Annotated in this window: 30 protein-coding genes; all 30 read right to left on the reverse strand. The window is 42.9% G+C overall.

Translation table 11 applies throughout. The annotated features are described in order from the left end of the window. Positions 1–3 precede the first annotated feature (3 nt). A complete protein-coding gene (locus tag ACH0AB_RS00620; protein ID WP_406876789.1) occupies positions 4–756 on the reverse strand; it encodes a TSUP family transporter in 753 nt (250 codons plus the stop codon). An 89-nt stretch (positions 757–845) separates the two neighbouring features. Then, on the reverse strand, positions 846–1205 hold the full coding sequence (gene rplQ, locus ACH0AB_RS00625; protein ID WP_036593417.1) for a 50S ribosomal protein L17: 360 nt from the start codon (positions 1203–1205) through the stop codon (positions 846–848). 20 nt (positions 1206–1225) lie between these two features. Continuing rightward, positions 1226–2233 (reverse strand): DNA-directed RNA polymerase subunit alpha, encoded by a 1008-nt coding sequence (locus ACH0AB_RS00630; RefSeq protein WP_007115569.1) that lies wholly within the window; start codon positions 2231–2233, stop codon positions 1226–1228. Positions 2234–2262: 29 nt separating this feature from the next. After that, positions 2263–2904, reverse strand: coding sequence for a 30S ribosomal protein S4 (gene rpsD / locus ACH0AB_RS00635; RefSeq protein WP_007115568.1), 642 nt, complete (start codon positions 2902–2904; stop codon positions 2263–2265). A 10-nt stretch (positions 2905–2914) separates the two neighbouring features. Then, positions 2915–3304: a 30S ribosomal protein S11 gene (gene rpsK, locus ACH0AB_RS00640; protein WP_007115567.1), complete on the reverse strand. Its 390-nt coding sequence runs from the start codon at positions 3302–3304 to the stop codon at positions 2915–2917. Between the two features lie 20 nt (positions 3305–3324). Further along, on the reverse strand, positions 3325–3681 hold the full coding sequence (rpsM, locus tag ACH0AB_RS00645; RefSeq protein WP_007115566.1) for a 30S ribosomal protein S13: 357 nt from the start codon (positions 3679–3681) through the stop codon (positions 3325–3327). 155 nt (positions 3682–3836) lie between these two features. Continuing rightward, the gene (gene rpmJ, locus ACH0AB_RS00650; protein WP_040403280.1) at positions 3837–3953 is read right to left on the reverse strand and encodes a 50S ribosomal protein L36; all 117 of its coding nucleotides are present in this window, start codon (positions 3951–3953) and stop codon (positions 3837–3839) included. A gap of 19 nt (positions 3954–3972) precedes the next feature. Then, a complete protein-coding gene (gene secY / locus ACH0AB_RS00655; RefSeq protein WP_007115565.1) occupies positions 3973–5310 on the reverse strand; it encodes a preprotein translocase subunit SecY in 1338 nt (445 codons plus the stop codon). A 6-nt stretch (positions 5311–5316) separates the two neighbouring features. After that, positions 5317–5757: a 50S ribosomal protein L15 gene (rplO, locus tag ACH0AB_RS00660; protein ID WP_007115564.1), complete on the reverse strand. Its 441-nt coding sequence runs from the start codon at positions 5755–5757 to the stop codon at positions 5317–5319. Continuing rightward, positions 5757–5936 (reverse strand): 50S ribosomal protein L30, encoded by a 180-nt coding sequence (gene rpmD, locus ACH0AB_RS00665; RefSeq protein WP_007115563.1) that lies wholly within the window; start codon positions 5934–5936, stop codon positions 5757–5759. Before rpmD ends, rplO begins: the two co-directional genes overlap by 1 nt. Before the next feature lie 16 nt (positions 5937–5952). Then, positions 5953–6450 (reverse strand): 30S ribosomal protein S5, encoded by a 498-nt coding sequence (gene rpsE, locus ACH0AB_RS00670; protein ID WP_007115562.1) that lies wholly within the window; start codon positions 6448–6450, stop codon positions 5953–5955. A 2-nt stretch (positions 6451–6452) separates the two neighbouring features. Continuing rightward, the gene (gene rplR, locus ACH0AB_RS00675) at positions 6453–6803 is read right to left on the reverse strand and encodes a 50S ribosomal protein L18 (protein WP_007115561.1); all 351 of its coding nucleotides are present in this window, start codon (positions 6801–6803) and stop codon (positions 6453–6455) included. An 11-nt stretch (positions 6804–6814) separates the two neighbouring features. Continuing rightward, positions 6815–7348 (reverse strand): 50S ribosomal protein L6, encoded by a 534-nt coding sequence (gene rplF, locus ACH0AB_RS00680; RefSeq protein WP_007115560.1) that lies wholly within the window; start codon positions 7346–7348, stop codon positions 6815–6817. A gap of 73 nt (positions 7349–7421) precedes the next feature. Beyond that, the gene (rpsH, locus tag ACH0AB_RS00685) at positions 7422–7820 is read right to left on the reverse strand and encodes a 30S ribosomal protein S8 (RefSeq protein WP_065253364.1); all 399 of its coding nucleotides are present in this window, start codon (positions 7818–7820) and stop codon (positions 7422–7424) included. 11 nt (positions 7821–7831) lie between these two features. Next, positions 7832–8137: a 30S ribosomal protein S14 gene (gene rpsN / locus ACH0AB_RS00690; RefSeq protein WP_036593424.1), complete on the reverse strand. Its 306-nt coding sequence runs from the start codon at positions 8135–8137 to the stop codon at positions 7832–7834. An 18-nt stretch (positions 8138–8155) separates the two neighbouring features. Beyond that, on the reverse strand, positions 8156–8695 hold the full coding sequence (gene rplE, locus ACH0AB_RS00695) for a 50S ribosomal protein L5 (RefSeq protein WP_007115557.1): 540 nt from the start codon (positions 8693–8695) through the stop codon (positions 8156–8158). 19 nt (positions 8696–8714) lie between these two features. Continuing rightward, positions 8715–9032 (reverse strand): 50S ribosomal protein L24, encoded by a 318-nt coding sequence (gene rplX, locus ACH0AB_RS00700; protein ID WP_007115556.1) that lies wholly within the window; start codon positions 9030–9032, stop codon positions 8715–8717. A 7-nt stretch (positions 9033–9039) separates the two neighbouring features. Then, the gene (rplN, locus tag ACH0AB_RS00705) at positions 9040–9408 is read right to left on the reverse strand and encodes a 50S ribosomal protein L14 (RefSeq protein ID WP_007115555.1); all 369 of its coding nucleotides are present in this window, start codon (positions 9406–9408) and stop codon (positions 9040–9042) included. Between the two features lie 116 nt (positions 9409–9524). After that, positions 9525–9809, reverse strand: a complete 285-nt coding sequence (rpsQ, locus tag ACH0AB_RS00710; RefSeq protein WP_007115554.1) for a 30S ribosomal protein S17 — start codon at positions 9807–9809, stop codon at positions 9525–9527. A 2-nt stretch (positions 9810–9811) separates the two neighbouring features. After that, a complete protein-coding gene (rpmC, locus tag ACH0AB_RS00715) occupies positions 9812–10018 on the reverse strand; it encodes a 50S ribosomal protein L29 (RefSeq protein WP_007115553.1) in 207 nt (68 codons plus the stop codon). After that, entirely contained in the window at positions 10018–10431 is a 414-nt protein-coding gene (gene rplP, locus ACH0AB_RS00720) for a 50S ribosomal protein L16 (protein ID WP_007115552.1), read from the reverse strand. The genes rpmC and rplP overlap by 1 nt, the downstream gene beginning before the upstream one ends. Positions 10432–10436: 5 nt before the next feature. Continuing rightward, positions 10437–11189, reverse strand: a complete 753-nt coding sequence (gene rpsC, locus ACH0AB_RS00725; RefSeq protein WP_007115551.1) for a 30S ribosomal protein S3 — start codon at positions 11187–11189, stop codon at positions 10437–10439. 1 nt (position 11190) lies between these two features. Further along, positions 11191–11520 carry a 50S ribosomal protein L22 gene (gene rplV / locus ACH0AB_RS00730; RefSeq protein ID WP_007115550.1) on the reverse strand — a complete coding sequence of 110 codons (330 nt, stop codon included), beginning with the start codon at positions 11518–11520 and terminating at the stop codon, positions 11191–11193. Between the two features lie 10 nt (positions 11521–11530). Then, entirely contained in the window at positions 11531–11806 is a 276-nt protein-coding gene (gene rpsS, locus ACH0AB_RS00735; RefSeq protein WP_007115549.1) for a 30S ribosomal protein S19, read from the reverse strand. A gap of 11 nt (positions 11807–11817) precedes the next feature. Further along, positions 11818–12648 (reverse strand): 50S ribosomal protein L2, encoded by an 831-nt coding sequence (gene rplB, locus ACH0AB_RS00740; protein ID WP_007115548.1) that lies wholly within the window; start codon positions 12646–12648, stop codon positions 11818–11820. A 10-nt stretch (positions 12649–12658) separates the two neighbouring features. Beyond that, positions 12659–12982 (reverse strand): 50S ribosomal protein L23, encoded by a 324-nt coding sequence (gene rplW, locus ACH0AB_RS00745; protein WP_007115547.1) that lies wholly within the window; start codon positions 12980–12982, stop codon positions 12659–12661. Further along, positions 12979–13581, reverse strand: a complete 603-nt coding sequence (rplD, locus tag ACH0AB_RS00750) for a 50S ribosomal protein L4 (RefSeq protein ID WP_007115546.1) — start codon at positions 13579–13581, stop codon at positions 12979–12981. The genes rplW and rplD overlap by 4 nt, the downstream gene beginning before the upstream one ends. A 14-nt stretch (positions 13582–13595) precedes the next feature. Next, positions 13596–14234, reverse strand: a complete 639-nt coding sequence (gene rplC, locus ACH0AB_RS00755; protein ID WP_007115545.1) for a 50S ribosomal protein L3 — start codon at positions 14232–14234, stop codon at positions 13596–13598. A gap of 54 nt (positions 14235–14288) precedes the next feature. Next, complete coding sequence (gene rpsJ, locus ACH0AB_RS00760; RefSeq protein WP_007115544.1) at positions 14289–14600, reverse strand: 30S ribosomal protein S10; 312 nt, start codon at positions 14598–14600, stop codon at positions 14289–14291. Positions 14601–14934: 334 nt separating this feature from the next. After that, positions 14935–16500, reverse strand: coding sequence for an Rne/Rng family ribonuclease (locus ACH0AB_RS00765; protein ID WP_099808448.1), 1566 nt, complete (start codon positions 16498–16500; stop codon positions 14935–14937). Positions 16501–16512: the final 12 nt, after the last annotated feature.

A 16512-nucleotide genomic window follows, 5' to 3' on the forward strand; every position in this document is an offset into this window, starting at 1 on the left:
TTATTAAGAAAAAAACACATATTTAATTAGCATCGCGAAACACATCACCACAATCACAGGTCGAATAAACTTAGTGCCCCCTTTAACGGCCATCCTTGCACCCAATGAAGCACCAATAAACTGCCCCACCATCATAGCAACTCCCACTGACCAAAGCACTTTTCCACCCAACACAAAGAACATCAATGATGCGGCATTGCTGGTAAAGTTGAGTAATTTGGCATTGGCAGTCGCGGTAATCATATCCAAGCCCCGCATGGTGATACCGCCTAGCGCAAAAAACATCCCTGTACCAGGGCCCAAATAGCCATCATAAAAACCAATTAAGGGTGACATCCCATATTGCCATTTATTTTTGCTGATTCGTGGTGCAGATTTGACCTCACCAATATTGGGTGCAAACAGATAATAAATACCAATAAGCGCGATTAAAAAAGGAATGCCTTTGGTTAATAGCACTGGCGGAGAAAGTTGCACAGCCATAGCGCCTAGCACAGCTCCGACAAAACAGGCGATAAGCGAACGCCAAATTTGCTTAGGGTGAATTTTGCCTTTGCGTATCATGGTAATAGAGGCAGAAAGCGAACCTGCAGTCGCTTGCAGCTTGTTGGTGCCCAAGGTATAAAGCGTAGGAACATTTGCCATTAACAGGGCAGGAATGGTCAATAAGCCACCACCCCCTGCCATGGCATCTAAAAATCCTGCAATCCCTGCGACCAACGTTAACATCACTAGCATATCAAAACTCAGCTGCATCATATTTCCAAAGGTAAATTGAAGATTTATCACTATAAACAAAAAAACCCCATAAGCGCGAACCTATGGGGTTTTTTTAATCAGTATGATTAGTCACGGTCTACTAATTCAACGTATGCCATCGGTGCAGCATCGCCATCGCGATAACCACATTTGATGATACGTAAATAACCACCTGGACGCGCTTTGTAGCGTGGGCCTAGTGTCGTGAATAATTTACCTACAGTCGCTTTATTACGTAAGCGGTTAAACGCTAGACGACGGTTAGCAACTGAATCTTCTTTTGCCAAAGTAATTAGCGGCTCTGCCACACGGCGAAGCTCTTTAGCTTTAGGAAGAGTAGTTTTGATGAGTTCATGTTCAAATAGTGAGTTGGTCATATTTTGGAACATGGCCTTACGATGGCTGCTGGTACGACCCAACTTAACTCCACTGTTACGATGTCGCATGGTCAAACTTCCTTTAAATTTTAACGGCTACGGTAAGAGAAGCGGTCATCAACACGTAAATCAGCAGGTGGCCAATTTTCAAGGCGCATACCAAGCTCTAAGTCTTTAGAAGCAAGGACGTCTTTGATTTCAGTTAATGATTTCTTACCGAGATTTGGGGTTTTTAACAACTCAGTTTCGGTGCGTTGTACCAAATCGCCAATGTAATAGATATTTTCCGCCTTCAAGCAATTTGCTGAGCGAACCGTTAATTCTAAGTCATCCACTGGGCGCAGTAGCACAGGGTCAACTTCTTCTTTTTCCTTAACAGGTTCTGGGGTGGCTTCCGCTTCAAGGTCAACAAATACGGCAATTTGCTGCTGCAAAATCGTTGCTGCTTTGCGAATCGCTTCTTCTGGATCGATGGTACCATTGGTTTCAAGTTCGATAACCAAACGGTCTAAGTCAGTGCGCTGTTCAACACGGGCATTTTCAACTTGATATGCCACGCGTAAGATTGGGCTATAGCTAGCATCCAATTTTAAACGACCAATAACTTTGTTATCACCAGAATCTTTACGTACATTGGCAGGTTCATAACCACGACCTACTGCTACACGCAAACGCATTTTTAAATGACCACGATCACTTAATGTACCTAAAACTAAATCAGGATTGATAATCTCTACATTGTGAGGTAACTCAATATCTGATGCTAGTACAGTGCCTGGACCTTGTTTGTCAAGGGTCAAGAATACTTCATTTTGATCATGCAATTGGATCGCTAAACCTTTTAAATTTAACAATAGATCTAGCACATCTTCTTGCAACCCTTCAAGGGTTGAATACTCATGATCAACGCCTTCGATTTCAGCTTCGATTACAGCTGCACCAGGCAATGAAGATAATAGAATGCGACGTAGGGCATTACCTAACGTATGCCCAAAACCTCGTTCTAACGGTTCGAGCGTGACTTTGGCGTGTGTTTCATTGACCGTGTCCACATGAATGGCATTCGGTGTAAGAAACTCAGTAGCATTTAGCATCATTTGTCACCTCGACTTTATAGTAAAATTAATTATTTAGAGTACAACTCAACGATTAAGCTTTCGTTGATTTCGGTTGGTAAATCAGCACGCTCTGGCGCTTGTTTAAAAGTACCTTGCAATTTGCTATGATCAACTTCCAACCATACGGGTGTACCACGTTGACCCGCCAATTCAATTGCGTTTTTAATACGTAATTGTTCTTTGGCTTTTTCGTGTACGGCAATCACATCACCATCTTGTAATTGGATTGAAGGAATGTTCACACGAACAAACTCATCACGACCCGCTTTTTTTACTAGAATAGCACGGTGGCTAACTAATTGGCGAGCTTCTGCGCGAGTTGCACCAAAACCCATACGATAAACAACGTTATCGAGGCGACGTTCTAACATTTGAAGCAAGTTTTCGCCAGTTGCGCCTTTCATACGCGCAGCTTCTTTATAGTAGTTTGAGAATTGACGCTCTAACACACCATAAATGCGTTTTACTTTTTGTTTTTCACGAAGCTGTGCAGAATACTCTGACGTTTTGCTACGTGGATTACCATGTTGACCAGGGGCGCGGTCAGCTTTTTTGGTTTTTTCTTCGTACGCTTTTACACCTGATTTTAATTGTAAATCAGTACCTTCACGACGAGAAAGTTTTAATTTTGGACCTAGATAACGGGCCATGAAAGTCTCCTTATACGCGACGTTTTTTCGGTGGACGAGTTCCGTTATGAGGAATCGGGGTTATATCGCTAATGCTGTTTATTTTATAACCCAATGCACCTAAGGCTCTTACCGCAGACTCACGACCAGGTCCTGGACCTTTAACCAAGACATCAACATTCTTGACACCATATTCTTGTGCTGCTTTACCAGCCACTTCAGCCGCAACCTGTGCAGCAAATGGTGTAGATTTACGTGAACCACGGAAGCCTTGTCCACCAGCGGTGGCCCAAGCCAAAGCATTACCTTGACGATCGGTAATCGTTACAATGGTGTTATTAAAAGACGCATGGATGTGCGCTACGCCCTCAGCTACCGAGCGGCGAGTCACTTTTTTGCGACTACGAGTGTCTTTTGCCATCTTTTAGCTTCCTAAGTTAATTATTTTCTGATTGCTTTACGTGGACCCTTACGAGTACGCGCATTTGTTTTTGTGCGTTGACCATTTACTGGTAAACCGCGACGATGACGCAAGCCACGATAGCAACCTAAGTCTACTAAACGTTTAATATTCATCGAGATTTCACGACGCAAGTCACCTTCAGTCGCATATTCTGCAACTTGGGTACGGACAGCATCAAGCTGAGTATCATTTAGTTCACTGATTTTAGTAGTTGGCGCAATGTTTACCGCTTCTAAAATTTTAGCAGCAGTGGTACGACCAATACCAAAAATATAAGTGAGTGAAATGATAGCGTGCTTGTTGTCCGGAATGTTTACACCGGCAATACGAGCCATTGACATTTCTCCAATTATAAGGAAAAGATGAGTTAATCATCTACTGATGTAGCATTTTGAAACACTTGGTTATCTACAAATGTGTCAAAATAACGACAAGTAGCGGATAATACAGTATCAGCTACCTGATTTCAAGTCCAATCTAACAATTTAGATTAACCTTGACGTTGTTTATGACGCGGTTCTGCACTACAAATAACGCGAACAACGCCTTTGCGGCGTACAATTTTGCAGCTACCGCAGATTCTTTTTACAGATGCTTGAACTTTCATTTTCAGCTCCTAGTAGTAGTTATGAATGCTTGACTTCCATGGTTTGCATCAGCGAATAATCATGGTATTGGTGCGTCATTAAGTGCGCTTTAACTTGGGCAATAAAGTCCATAATCACGACCACACTAATCAGTACTGAGGTACCGCCTAGATGAAACGGAATACCAAACGCAGATTGCAATATCATCGGCATCAAACAAATAATTGTCATATAAATCGCACCAATAAAGGTTAAGCGATTTAATACATGATCTAAATAACGTTGAGTTTGTAAACCTGGACGAATACCTGGAATATACGCTCCACTTCGTTTCAAATTCTCTGATACTTCTTTTGGACTAAATACCAACGCGGTATAAAAATAACAAAAGAAAATAATCAAGGCTGCAAAAATTACCAAATACAGTGGCTGACCCGGTGATAACACTAATGCCATATTCTGCAAGAAACTTTGAAAAATATTAGGATTGGGGGATTGACCCACCCATTGTCCCAAACTCGCTGGGAATAACAACAATGAACTAGCAAAAATCGCTGGAATAACCCCTGCCATATTAATTTTTAATGGCAAATGCGATTGCTGCTGTGCATATATTTTTCGTTCTTGCGATTGCTTTTGGGCATAGTTGACTGGGATACGGCGCTGTGCACGCTCAATAAATACAATCCCTGCCACCACCGCTAACGCCAATAAACTAAATATCAACAAGGCAATCATATTCATTTGACCTTGCTGGACAGAGTTAATCGACTGCGTGACCACTTGTGGAAAAGTCGCTACGATACCCGCTAAGATTAGCATTGAAATACCGTTACCAATACCACGTTCAGTAATCTGTTCACCTAACCACATCAAAAACATCGACCCTGCAACCAACGAGGTTACCGCAGGAATATAAAAACCAAGACCACTGGTCAATGTAAGATTCTGACTAATCAGACCTGTACACATACCAATTGATTGAACCAAAGCTAAGGCAAGGGTTAATTGGCGTGTATACTTGTTGATTTGGCGTTGACCGGCTTGACCTTCTTTTTTTAATGCATCCAGTGATGGTATAACTGCTGTCATCATCTGGACAATGATTGAAGCAGAAATATAAGGCATAATCCCGAGTGCCATGACTGACATCCGCTCTAATGCCCCACCAGAAAACATATTAAACAAACCTAAAATAGTATTTTCATTGGTTTGAAAAAATTTCGATAAGCTTTCTGGATCCATACCAGGAATAGGTACGTGTGAACCGAAACGATAGACGACTAAAGCACCCAACAAAAATAGTAAACGATTAAATAATTCATCGTACTTACGAATAAATGCTAGAGGATTCATCGATGTTGAATGCTTAGTCATGTAGGATTACTCCTCAACAGTACCACCAGCTGCTTCAATAGCCGCTTTAGCACCTTTAGTCACTTTAACACCTTTAAAAGTATATGCTTTGGTTACGTCACCTGAAAGGATGATACGAACACGTTGCATATCGTGGCGAATGATATTCGCTGCTTTTAAAGACTCAACGCTTACCACGTCACCATCAACTTGGTTCAATTCTGATAAACGCACTTCTGCCGTTACCATTGCAAGTTTACTGGTGAAACCAAATTTTGGCAAACGACGGTATAAAGGCATCTGACCGCCTTCAAAACCTGAGCGAATACCAGAACCTGTACGTGAGGTTTGACCTTTGACACCACGACCACCGGTTTTACCGATACCAGAACCGATACCACGACCACGGCGAAGTTTATTTTTTCTTGAACCTTCAGCTGGGCTCAATTCATTTAAACGTAGACCCATTATACTTCCTCCACTTTAACTAAGTAGTTAACGCGGTTTACCATACCACGGGTCGAAGGGGTATCTTCAACTTCGACAGTATGTCCAATACGACGTAACCCTAAACCTTTCAAACAAGCTTTATGGCTTGCTAGGCGATGGGCACTCGATTTTACTTGAGTAACTTTCATTTTTTTCATGTTAGCTCACCTTAGCTTAGCCCAAGATTTCTTCAACTGATTTGCCGCGTTTTGCCGCAACTTTTTCAGGAGAAGACATTTCTTTTAACCCGTTGAAAGTTGCACGTACAACGTTAGCGGCATTGGTTGAACCATAGCATTTTGCTAATACGTTTTCTACACCTGCAACTTCTAATACTGCACGCATTGCACCACCCGCGATAACACCGGTACCTTCAGAGGCTGGTTGCATATACACGCGGCTTGCACCGTGGCTAGCAGTAATAGGATGCTGAAGGGTTGTACCCGCTAAATCAACGGTAATCATATTACGTTTGGCAGCTTCTAGTGCTTTTTGAATCGCTGCAGGCACTTCACGCGCTTTACCACGACCAAAACCAACACGACCATTGCCATCACCTACCACTGTGAGTGCGGTGAAAGAAAAGATACGACCACCTTTTACAACTTTAGATACACGGCCAACTGTGACTAAGCGCTCTACTAAACCGTCTGTTTGTTCAACTTTTGCCATGATTAGAACTCCAATCCATTTTCACGAGCGGCTTCAGCTAATGCTTTAACACGACCATGATATTTAAAACCGCTACGATCAAACGCAACTTTAGTAATACCGGCAGCTTTAGCGCGTTCTGCAATTAATTTACCAACGGCAGTTGCAGCTTCGATGTTGCTAGTTTGACCAGCACGTAAAGTAGTATCTAACGTTGAAGCTTGGGCTAACACTTCACCACCCGTTGGTGAGATAACTTGTGCATAAATGTGGGTGTTAGTACGATTAACAGATAGACGATTTACGCCTAAACCACGGATATGTGCACGGGTTTTTTTCGCTCTGCGAAGGCGAGCAGCTTTTTTATCAAACATGTCATTTCACCTTATTTTTTCTTAGCTTCTTTACGAGCGACATACTCATCGCTATAACGAACGCCTTTGCCTTTGTAAGGCTCAGGTGGGCGATAGCCACGAATGTTTGCTGCTGCTTGACCTAGCTTTTGTTTGTCGCTAGATTTTAACACGATTTCAGTCGCAGTTGGGGTTTCAGCAGTAACACCTTCAGGTAGTACATATTCGATTGGGTGTGAGTAGCCTAAGTTTAGGTTAACTTTATTGCCAGCAACAGCGGCTTTATAACCAACACCAATCAATTGTAGACGACGTTCGAAGCCTTCAGTAACACCTTTAACCATGTTGCTTAATAATGCACGAACTGTACCAGTGTGCATCCAACCGTCTTTAGTGTCAGATTTTGGTGAAAGAATAATTTGATTATCTTCCTGTTTTAGCTCGACCAAATCATGCAGGCGTAAAGTTAGCGTACCTTTGCTACCTTTAACTTCAACCTGCTGACCGTTCAAAGTAACACTTGTACCATTTGGTAGTGCTACAGGGGCTTTAGCCACACGAGACATACGGGTAATTCCTATAAAAGTGATAAAAAAACGAACAGGCACAACAAACTATGCCTGTCCCTCTTAATGTTGATTAAGCTACGAACGCAATAACTTCGCCGCCTAATCCAGCTGCACGAGCTTCACGGTCGCTCATGATGCCTTTACTGGTAGAGATGATTGCTACACCTAGACCTTTTTGGACACTTGGTAGTGCATCTTTACCACGGTATTGACGTAAACCTGGACGACTATAACGTTTAATCGTTTCAATAACTGGTTTACCTTCAAAATATTTTAACTCGATAGTTAATTCAGTTTTACCTGTACCAACTTCTTGAGTTTCTGCGGTTGCAACATAACCTTCTTTCACTAGCAAATCAGCAATTGATTTACGTAGTTTTGAGTTTGGCATAGTCACAGACGCTTTTTGAGCCATTTGTGCATTACGGATACGAGTCAACATATCAGCAACGGTATCTTGCATACTCATATTGTTTCCCCTTACCAGCTTGCTTTATGAACGCCAGGTACATCACCTTGCATTACTTTTTCACGAATCATGTTACGTGAAAGACCAAATTTACGGAAATACCCATGTGGACGACCTGTCAATGCACAACGGTTACGTAAACGTACTGGTGAAGCGTCACGTGGCAGTGCTTGTAATGTAAGCATGGCGTCCATACGTTCTTCATCAGTTGCGTTAATGTCGCTGATAATTGCCTTAAGCTTTGCACGCTTCTCAGCATATTTAGCAACAGTCGCTTCGCGTTTAAATTCGCGATTAATCATACTTTTCTTTGCCATATTGCCTTATCCTTGCTGTTAGCCCTTGAATGGGAAGCCGAATGCTTTAAGCAATGCACGACCTTGATCATCAGTTTTTGCGGTAGTCGTAATGGTAATATCTAAACCACGAATACGGTCGATTTTGTCAAAGTCAACTTCAGGGAAAACGATTTGCTCTTTGATACCTAGTGAATAGTTACCACGGCCATCAAATGCTTTATCTGTAAACCCGCGGAAGTCACGAATACGTGGAATAGCGATTGAGATTAAACGATCTAAAAATTCGTACATCTGTTCGCCACGTAACGTTACTTTACAGCCGATTGGCCATTCTTCACGGATTTTAAAGCCTGCAACTGATTTGCGAGCTTTGGTTACTACAGGTTTTTGACCGGCAATTGCCGTCATATCCGCTAATGCGCCTTCAAGAACTTTTTTGTCTTGCGCTGCATCACCCACACCCATGTTTAGGGTGATTTTGGTGATTTTAGGGATTTCCATAACGTTGGCTAAACCAAGCTCTTGCTGAATTTTTTGCTTAAGCTGTTCGTTATATTGTGTTTTAAGTCTTGCCATTACTGATACCCTTAGATGGTTATGCAGTCGCCACAACTTCACCAGATGAACGATAAACGCGTTGTTTTTTGCCTTCGTCATTCAATTGGTAAGAAATACGATCTGCCTTTTGGGTTGCTGCATTATAAATTGCAACATTTGAAATGTGTAAAAATGCTTCTTTCTCGATAATACCACCTTCAACGCCAGTCTGTTGGTTTGGCTTTTGGTGTTTTTTAACGATGTTGATGCCTTCAACTTTTACACGGTCTTCTTTTACTGCTAGTATTGTACCTTGCTTGCCTTTATCTTTGCCAGCAATTACAATCACTTGGTCGCCTTTACGTAATTTTGCCATGTTTTCCTCACAATACTTCTGGGGCTAATGAAACAATTTTCATAAATTGTTCGCCACGTAGTTCGCGGGTTACTGGTCCAAAAATACGTGTTGCAATTGGTGCTTTATTGTTGTTCAACAACACAGCTGCATTATCATCAAAACGTAGTACTGAACCGTCAGGACGACGTACACCAAACTTCGTGCGTACGACTACCGCGTTCATTACATCACCTTTCTTGACACGACCGCGTGGAATTGCTTCTTTCACAGTCACTTTAATGATGTCGCCTACTGATGCATAACGACGATGTGAGCCACCTAGCACTTTAATGCACATAACTCGTTTTGCACCACTGTTGTCTGCAACTTCCAGCATTGTTTCAGTCTGAATCATCGCGTTACTCCATAAATTGGCAAAACAAGTCTTTGCCACAATAAGCCATTTTTAAGGTGGCGTATTGTAGCAGTTACTGACTTGCTTTGCAATTATAACTATCTATTTAAGTTAAATTAAATATTAACTGCTTTTTCTACGACGTCTACTAACACCCAAGATTTGGTTTTTGATAGTGGACGTGTTGATTTGATACGAACTGTATCACCAACGCCACACTCATTGTTTTCGTCATGAGCATGTAGTTTGGTAGAACGGCGAATCATTTTGCCATATTTGGCATGACGAATACGACGCTCAACAAGTACAGTAATGGTTTTATCCATTTTGTCACTGACAACTTTACCAGTGACTGTACTTTGTTCAGTAGCGTTAGCTTGGTTGGTATTTTGCTCACTCATGATTAAGCCCCTTGGTTTTCGGTGTTCTGTTTTTCAGAGATAAGAGTCTTGATTTGAGCAATCGTACGACGATTTGCTTTAATCTCATGGGTGTTGCCTAACTGACCAGTGGCTTTTGCCATACGAAGACGAAATGTTTCTAATTGCTTTTCGTCTAGTAATTGGGTCAGCTCTTCGACTGATTTGTCTTTAAGTTCACTGATCTTCATTACATTATCGTCCGTTTAACAATGGTGGTTTTGAAAGGCAACTTGGCAGCTGCAAGCGTGAACGCTTCAGTTGCTAGCTCGTCAGAAACCCCTTCGATTTCATAAAGCATTTTGCCTGGTTTGATTTCGCATACCCAGTATTCTACTGGACCTTTACCTTTACCCATACGAACTTCTAGTGGTTTTTCGGTAATTGGTTTGTCTGGGAATACACGAATCCAAATTTTACCACCGCGCTTGATACGACGTGAAATCGTACGACGAGCAGCTTCGATTTGACGTGCAGTCATACGACCACGTTCTACTGATTTAAGTCCGATTGTACCAAAAGATACGCTACTACCACGGTGAGCTAACCCCGTATTACGTCCTTTTTGTACTTTACGAAACTTGGTACGTTTTGGTTGTAACATATCGATTAACCTCTGTCTTTAGCTGGACGCTCACTACGTGGGCGGTCGCTACGATCATTACGAGCACGACGTTTTTGAGGTGCACGTGCTTGCTTTTCTTCTTTGACTGGATTATATACACGGTTCATGCCGTCAAGCACTTCACCACGGAAAATCCAAACTTTTACACCGATAGTACCGTAAGTGGTTTCTGCGCGTACATTTGAATAGTCAATGTCAGCACGTAATGTATGCAAAGGTACACGACCTTCACGATACCACTCTGAGCGAGCAATCTCAGCGCCGCCAAGACGACCTGATAGCTCAACTTTGATACCTTGTGCGCCAGCTTTCATACTGTTTTGAACAGCACGTTTCATAGCACGGCGGAACATGACACGACGTTCAAGTTGTGAAGCAATACCATCAGCCACTAGACGTGCGTCTAAGTCTGGTTGGGTGATTTCTTCAATGCTAACTTGTGCTGGCACACCCATTAATTTGGTAAGTTCTTTTTGTAGGCTTTCAATATCTTCGCCTTTTTTACCAATGATGATACCAGGACGTGCAGTGGCGATAGTGATTTTAGCTGCGCCCGTAGGACGTTCGATGCTAATACCGCTGATCATCGCTGCTTTAAGCTTTTTCTCTAAATATTTACGAACTTGTAAGTCGTTGATTAAGTATTCAGAGTATTTTTTTGGATCTGCATACCAGTTAGCGTTTGATTTACGGATTACGCCAAGACGGATGCCGATTGGATGAACTTTCTGTCCCATATTATGCTCCTACCTTAACTGTGATGTGGCAAGTACGTTTGCTAATACGGTCAGCACGACCTTTGGCACGTGGTAAAACACGTTTTAACGTAATACCTTCATCCACATAAATGGTAGAAACACGCAATGTATCGATGTCTAAACCATTGTTATGCTCAGCGTTAGCAATCGCAGATTCTAAGCATTTTTTAACCAATTTAGCGGCTTTTTTGTTGCTAAAGGTTAAGATATCTAATGCACGCTCGATTGATTTGCCGCGAACTTCGTCAGCAACTAAGCGTACTTTTTGTGCCGAAATGGCGGCACCGCGTAATTTTGCAGTTACTTCCATGATGAGCACCTTATTTCTTAGATTTCTTGTCAACGCCGTGACCACGATATGTACGGGTTGGGGCGAATTCACCAAGTTTATGACCAACCATTTGCTCGTTTACGATAACAGGTACATGTGTACGACCGTTATGAACAGAAATAGTTAAGCCGACCATTTGTGGCAAAATCATTGAGCGACGTGACCAAGTTTTGATTGGTTTGCGTGAGTTAGTTTCTAACGCATTCTCAACTTTGGCAAACAAGTGCGCATCGATGAATGGACCTTTTTTCAATGAACGAGGCATGAAATTATTCCTTATTTCTTATTGACGCGACGACGGCGGATAATCATGTGGTCAGTACGTTTGTTAGAACGTGTTTTAAGGCCTTTAGCCTTTTGACCCCATGGGCTGGTTGGGTGTTTACCGAAGTTACGACCTTCACCACCACCGTGTGGATGGTCAACTGGGTTCATTGCAGTACCACGAACGGTAGGACGAACGCCACGCCAGCGGTTTGCACCTGCTTTACCCAATGATTTAAGGTTATTTTCAGTGTTTGATACTTCACCGATAACCGCACGACAATTTACGTGGATACGACGAGTTTCGCCTGAACGTAAACGAACGATTGCATAGATACCATCACGACCCAATAATTGAACCGCAGCACCTGCTGAACGAGCGATCTGTGCACCTTTACCGATTTTAAGTTCGATATTGTGAATCACTGTACCCACTGGAATGCTACGTAGTGGCAAGCAGTTACCTGGGCGAATTGGTGCAGTTTCACCAGAAATAACGGTATCGCCTTGTTGCAATTTTTTTGGTGCGATGATGTAACGACGCTCACCGTCTGCATATTTAAGTAGTGCGATGTGTGCAGTACGGTTTGGATCGTACTCAATACGCTCTACAACAGCAGGAATATTGTCTTTGTTACGTTTGAAGTCAACAACACGGTAATGCTGTTTATGACCACCACCGATATGACGGGTAGTGATACGACCGTTGTTGTTACGACCACCAGTTTTGCCTTTTGACTCTACTAATGCTGCATAAGGACGACCTTTATGAAGGTGTGGATGCACCACTTTCTCGACAAATCGGCGACCTGGTGATGTCGGTTTGGCTTTTACGATAGGCATTGTGTAATCCTTATTCGTTGTCAGCAGCAGGTTGTTCTGCTACGTCGGCTACTTGAACATCTTGACCAGCTTTTAAGGTCACATAGGCTTTTTTGAAGTCTTGACGACGACCTACCGTGCGACCAAATCGCTTTGTCTTACCTTTAACATTTAAAGTGTTAACTTTAACTACTTCAACACCTTCAAACATTAATTCTACGGCTTTTTTAATCTCTTTTTTTGTCGCGTTGGTGTCAACTTTGAACACTTGCACACCTAAAGTATCGCCCAAGATTTGAGATTTTTCTGAAAATACAGGTGCTTTTAGTACCTGATATAGTCTTGCGTTATTCATGCTAACACTCCCTCAATTTCTTTGGCGGCTGCGACAGACATGATGACTTTGTCAAACGCAATTAGGCTAACTGGATCAACTTCAGTGCTACCTAGTACGCTGACGTATGGAATATTGCGAGCAGCTAAGTAAAGATTTTCGTCAACTTCATTGGTAACGATTAATGCTTTAGGGGCATTTAAGTCTTTAAGTTTAGCGATAAGCTCTTTAGTTTTTGGTGCTGAAATGCTGATGTCATCAACCAATACTAAACGGTCTTGACGAATCAATTCAGCAAGAATGCATTGCATGGCACCACGGTACATTTTACGGTTCACTTTTTGTGACCAATCTTGTGGTTTGGCTGCAAATGCGCGACCACCACCGACCCAAATTGGGCTACGGATGGAACCTGCACGTGCACGGCCAGTACCTTTTTGACGCCATGGTTTTTTACCACCGCCAGATACTTCACCACGCGTTTTTTGAGCACGGCTACCTTGACGACCACCCGCTAAATAAGCGGTAACTACTTGGTGTACAAGTGCTTCGTTGAATTCACGACCAAATGCTACGTCTGATAGCTCAACCGCCGAACCTGTTACTGTATTTAGATTCACGTTAATCCCCTTGATTAAGCTTTAACTGATGGACGTACGATAACGTCGCCACCGTTGGCACCAGGAATTGCACCCTTGATAACTAGGATACCTTTTTCAGCATCAACTGAAATCACTTCTAAGCCTTGTACGGTCACACGTTTGTTACCCATTTGACCTGGCATTTTTTTGCCTTTAAATACACGACCCGGTGTTTGGTTTTGACCTGTAGAACCCACAACGCGGTGAGATACTGAGTTACCATGTGTCCAATCTTGTGAACGGAAGTTGTGGCGTTTGATACCACCTTGGAAACCTTTACCTTTGCTGGTACCAATTACGTCAACGATTTGACCTACTTGGAACAAGTCAGCAGCGATTTCACTACCTGCTTCGCGGCCTTCAAGTTCGCTGTCTTCGACGCGAAATTCCCAAGTGCCACGACCTGCAGCAACACCAGCTTTTGCAAAGTGACCTTTTTGAGCTGCATTAACACGAGAATCACGACGTTCACCAGTTGTTACTTGGATAGCTTGATAGCCGTCTGTGTCTTGTGTTTTGATTTGAGAGATACGGTTGGCAGTAACTTCAACAACAGTTACAGGAATTGAAACACCTGCTTCTGTGAAGATACGAGTCATGCCGCATTTTTTTCCGACTAAACCGATCGCCATGTTGTTAACCTCTTAATTTTTACTGTTATTCAATATAGGTGTTACCCTAAGGGGTTAGCCTAATGCGATTTGTACATCAACACCCGCCGCCAAATCTAACTTCATCAGTGCATCGACTGTTTTGTCAGTAGGCTGAACGATATCTACCATACGTTTAAATGTGCGGATTTCGTATTGGTCACGGGCATCTTTGTTCACGTGTGGTGAGGTTAAGATGTTAAAGCGTTCAATGCGAGTTGGTAGCGGTACTGGACCACGAACTTGTGCACCTGTGCGTTTTGCGGTATCAACAATCTCTTGAGCTGATTGGTCAATCAGACGATGGTCAAAAGATTTAAGTCTGATACGGATTTTCTGGTTAGCCATGCCAGTAAGCTCCTAATATAAAGTTTGATATGGGTTAATTTGCGTTGGGTGTTAAGCTGTTATTGAGTAAACACCTAACTTGTATTTTTTACCTGTTTTTGACAGGCACTTTTTGAAAATAAAAAAATTTCAGTCCCACTCAAACTATTAACTTGCAATACATAGATAGCATTATTAATAGTCGGTGAAACTGTCTTCTTTAATTTCGTGTCGCAATCAATGGAGCGACTGTATTAAAGGGCTTATTCTTTTATGAATTGACGAATCATCTTCGTCGCCCTGCAATAAGTTAAGTGGGCTGTATTATACCGATTTTTTGGGTAAAAGCAATAGGCTAATCTAGCAAAATATCATATTGTTCTTGATTAAAACGGTTATCACTCTCCAAGTTAATCGGACGACCCAGCAAATATTCCATCTCTGCCACCGTATCCGCTTCAATGGTTTCAAGCAAATCAATCACCCCGCTATTTGCGACCACGGTAAATTTCTTAGGGGCATTATAGGTTCTGGCGCAGCGCATCAATTCGCGGAAAATCTCCAAACACACGGTTTCGGCACTTTTAACAAAGCCTTTACCGCCACAGGTTGGACACGGCTCACAAAGTTGTTGTTGTAAGCTCTCTCGCGTGCGTTTGCGAGTCATCTCTATCAGACCAAGCGCTGAGACTTCGCTGATGTTGGTTTTGGCATAATCGCGCTTTAATTGTTCTTGCAGGCTTGCTAGCACGTCATCGCGGTGTTGTTGCTCTTGCATATCGATAAAGTCAAGAATGATAATCCCGCCCAAATTACGCAGTCGCAGCTGACGGGCAATGGCATGGGTGGCCTCTAAATTGGTTTTATACACCGTATCTTCAAGAGAACGCCCTCCGACAAATGAACCGGTATTGACATCAATGGTGGTCATGGCTTCGGTTTGGTCAATGATAAGATAACCGCCTGATTTGAGATTAACACGGCGATTGAGCGCGTCTTTTAAATCCTCTTCTACGCGGTGTACATCAAATAACGCCTGCTCGCCTTCATACAATTGAATACGTGGATATATCAGTGGGACAAATTCTTTGGCAAAATGACGAATAGCGTCAAACACTCGGGCGTTATCGACCGTCACTCTTTCAGTCTGCTCACCAATCAAATCTCGAATCGCGCGCAAAGGTAGCGACAAATCTTGATAAATCAGCTCAAAACGGCGATGGGTCGGCGTTTGTTCACGGCGGGCTTGTACCATCCGCCAAAGCTGCAGTAGATAATAAATATCTTCTTCAAGTTTGGATTGCGGGATATTTTCGGCAGCGGTACGGGCAATCAATCCGCCTTGCAGATTGACTTGGTGCATCAGCTCGCCAAGCTGAGTTTTTAACCGTTCTCGCTCATCGCCATCAATCCGCTGTGAAATCCCGATATGTTCACCATACGGCAAGTACACCAAATAACGCGAGGGCAATGACACATCCGTCGTCAGTCGTGCGCCTTTACTGCCTAATTGGTCTTTAATCACTTGTACCAAGATACGCTGTCCTTCATACAAGCGGTTTTCTATCAACTCGCTAGGCGGTGGCTGATAGGTGGTTGTGGTCATCGCAAGCGTAGTGGTGTCAGGGTCTAAGGTGTTGTCAATCGCGGGATTTTGCGGTTTTGGCGGTTCAATGGCTGAGAGCTTAGGACGCAGGGTCTGCATATCATTGACGTGCAAAAACGCGGTGCGCGATTGCCCAATGTCGATAAACGCCGCCTGCATGCCTGGCAGTACGCGCACCACTGTGCCAAGGTAGATATTGCCCACTGAGCCAAGTTTGCTATGGCGTTCGATAAAAATTTCGTTCAGTATCCCATCTTCGAGCACAGCGACTCGGCTCTCAGATGGGCTGATGTTGATGAGTAGTTCTTCGGTCATTGTAAACAGCTT

The organism is Moraxella sp. 179-F 1C4 NHS, assembly GCF_045370505.1.
In the GTDB taxonomy this organism is placed as follows: Bacteria; Pseudomonadota; Gammaproteobacteria; order Pseudomonadales; family Moraxellaceae; genus Faucicola; species Faucicola tetraodonis.

What these genes read in the sequence shown, in the direction of transcription:
- ACH0AB_RS00620 (WP_406876789.1), bottom strand. Translation starts at nt 756, where the DNA reads ATGCAGCTGAGTTTTGATATGCTAGTGATGTTAACGTTGGTCGCAGGG.
- rplQ (WP_036593417.1), bottom strand. Translation starts at nt 1,205, where the DNA reads ATGCGACATCGTAACAGTGGAGTTAAGTTGGGTCGTACCAGCAGCCAT.
- ACH0AB_RS00630 (WP_007115569.1), bottom strand. Translation starts at nt 2,233, where the DNA reads ATGATGCTAAATGCTACTGAGTTTCTTACACCGAATGCCATTCATGTG.
- rpsD (WP_007115568.1), bottom strand. Translation starts at nt 2,904, where the DNA reads ATGGCCCGTTATCTAGGTCCAAAATTAAAACTTTCTCGTCGTGAAGGT.
- rpsK (WP_007115567.1), bottom strand. Translation starts at nt 3,304, where the DNA reads ATGGCAAAAGACACTCGTAGTCGCAAAAAAGTGACTCGCCGCTCGGTA.
- rpsM (WP_007115566.1), bottom strand. Translation starts at nt 3,681, where the DNA reads ATGGCTCGTATTGCCGGTGTAAACATTCCGGACAACAAGCACGCTATC.
- rpmJ (WP_040403280.1), bottom strand. Translation starts at nt 3,953, where the DNA reads ATGAAAGTTCAAGCATCTGTAAAAAGAATCTGCGGTAGCTGCAAAATT.
- secY (WP_007115565.1), bottom strand. Translation starts at nt 5,310, where the DNA reads ATGACTAAGCATTCAACATCGATGAATCCTCTAGCATTTATTCGTAAG.
- rplO (WP_007115564.1), bottom strand. Translation starts at nt 5,757, where the DNA reads ATGGGTCTACGTTTAAATGAATTGAGCCCAGCTGAAGGTTCAAGAAAA.
- rpmD (WP_007115563.1), bottom strand. Translation starts at nt 5,936, where the DNA reads ATGAAAAAAATGAAAGTTACTCAAGTAAAATCGAGTGCCCATCGCCTA.
- rpsE (WP_007115562.1), bottom strand. Translation starts at nt 6,450, where the DNA reads ATGGCAAAAGTTGAACAAACAGACGGTTTAGTAGAGCGCTTAGTCACA.
- rplR (WP_007115561.1), bottom strand. Translation starts at nt 6,803, where the DNA reads ATGTTTGATAAAAAAGCTGCTCGCCTTCGCAGAGCGAAAAAAACCCGT.
- rplF (WP_007115560.1), bottom strand. Translation starts at nt 7,348, where the DNA reads ATGTCTCGTGTGGCTAAAGCCCCTGTAGCACTACCAAATGGTACAAGT.
- rpsH (WP_065253364.1), bottom strand. Translation starts at nt 7,820, where the DNA reads ATGAGTATGCAAGATACCGTTGCTGATATGTTGACTCGTATCCGTAAT.
- rpsN (WP_036593424.1), bottom strand. Translation starts at nt 8,137, where the DNA reads ATGGCAAAGAAAAGTATGATTAATCGCGAATTTAAACGCGAAGCGACT.
- rplE (WP_007115557.1), bottom strand. Translation starts at nt 8,695, where the DNA reads ATGGCAAGACTTAAAACACAATATAACGAACAGCTTAAGCAAAAAATT.
- rplX (WP_007115556.1), bottom strand. Translation starts at nt 9,032, where the DNA reads ATGGCAAAATTACGTAAAGGCGACCAAGTGATTGTAATTGCTGGCAAA.
- rplN (WP_007115555.1), bottom strand. Translation starts at nt 9,408, where the DNA reads ATGATTCAGACTGAAACAATGCTGGAAGTTGCAGACAACAGTGGTGCA.
- rpsQ (WP_007115554.1), bottom strand. Translation starts at nt 9,809, where the DNA reads ATGAGTGAGCAAAATACCAACCAAGCTAACGCTACTGAACAAAGTACA.
- rpmC (WP_007115553.1), bottom strand. Translation starts at nt 10,018, where the DNA reads ATGAAGATCAGTGAACTTAAAGACAAATCAGTCGAAGAGCTGACCCAA.
- rplP (WP_007115552.1), bottom strand. Translation starts at nt 10,431, where the DNA reads ATGTTACAACCAAAACGTACCAAGTTTCGTAAAGTACAAAAAGGACGT.
- rpsC (WP_007115551.1), bottom strand. Translation starts at nt 11,189, where the DNA reads ATGGGACAGAAAGTTCATCCAATCGGCATCCGTCTTGGCGTAATCCGT.
- rplV (WP_007115550.1), bottom strand. Translation starts at nt 11,520, where the DNA reads ATGGAAGTAACTGCAAAATTACGCGGTGCCGCCATTTCGGCACAAAAA.
- rpsS (WP_007115549.1), bottom strand. Translation starts at nt 11,806, where the DNA reads ATGCCTCGTTCATTGAAAAAAGGTCCATTCATCGATGCGCACTTGTTT.
- rplB (WP_007115548.1), bottom strand. Translation starts at nt 12,648, where the DNA reads ATGCCTATCGTAAAAGCCAAACCGACATCACCAGGTCGCCGATTTGTC.
- rplW (WP_007115547.1), bottom strand. Translation starts at nt 12,982, where the DNA reads ATGAATAACGCAAGACTATATCAGGTACTAAAAGCACCTGTATTTTCA.
- rplC (WP_007115545.1), bottom strand. Translation starts at nt 14,234, where the DNA reads ATGGCGATCGGTTTAGTCGGAAAAAAATGCGGCATGACTCGTATCTTC.
- rpsJ (WP_007115544.1), bottom strand. Translation starts at nt 14,600, where the DNA reads ATGGCTAACCAGAAAATCCGTATCAGACTTAAATCTTTTGACCATCGT.
- ACH0AB_RS00765 (WP_099808448.1), bottom strand. Translation starts at nt 16,500, where the DNA reads ATGACCGAAGAACTACTCATCAACATCAGCCCATCTGAGAGCCGAGTC.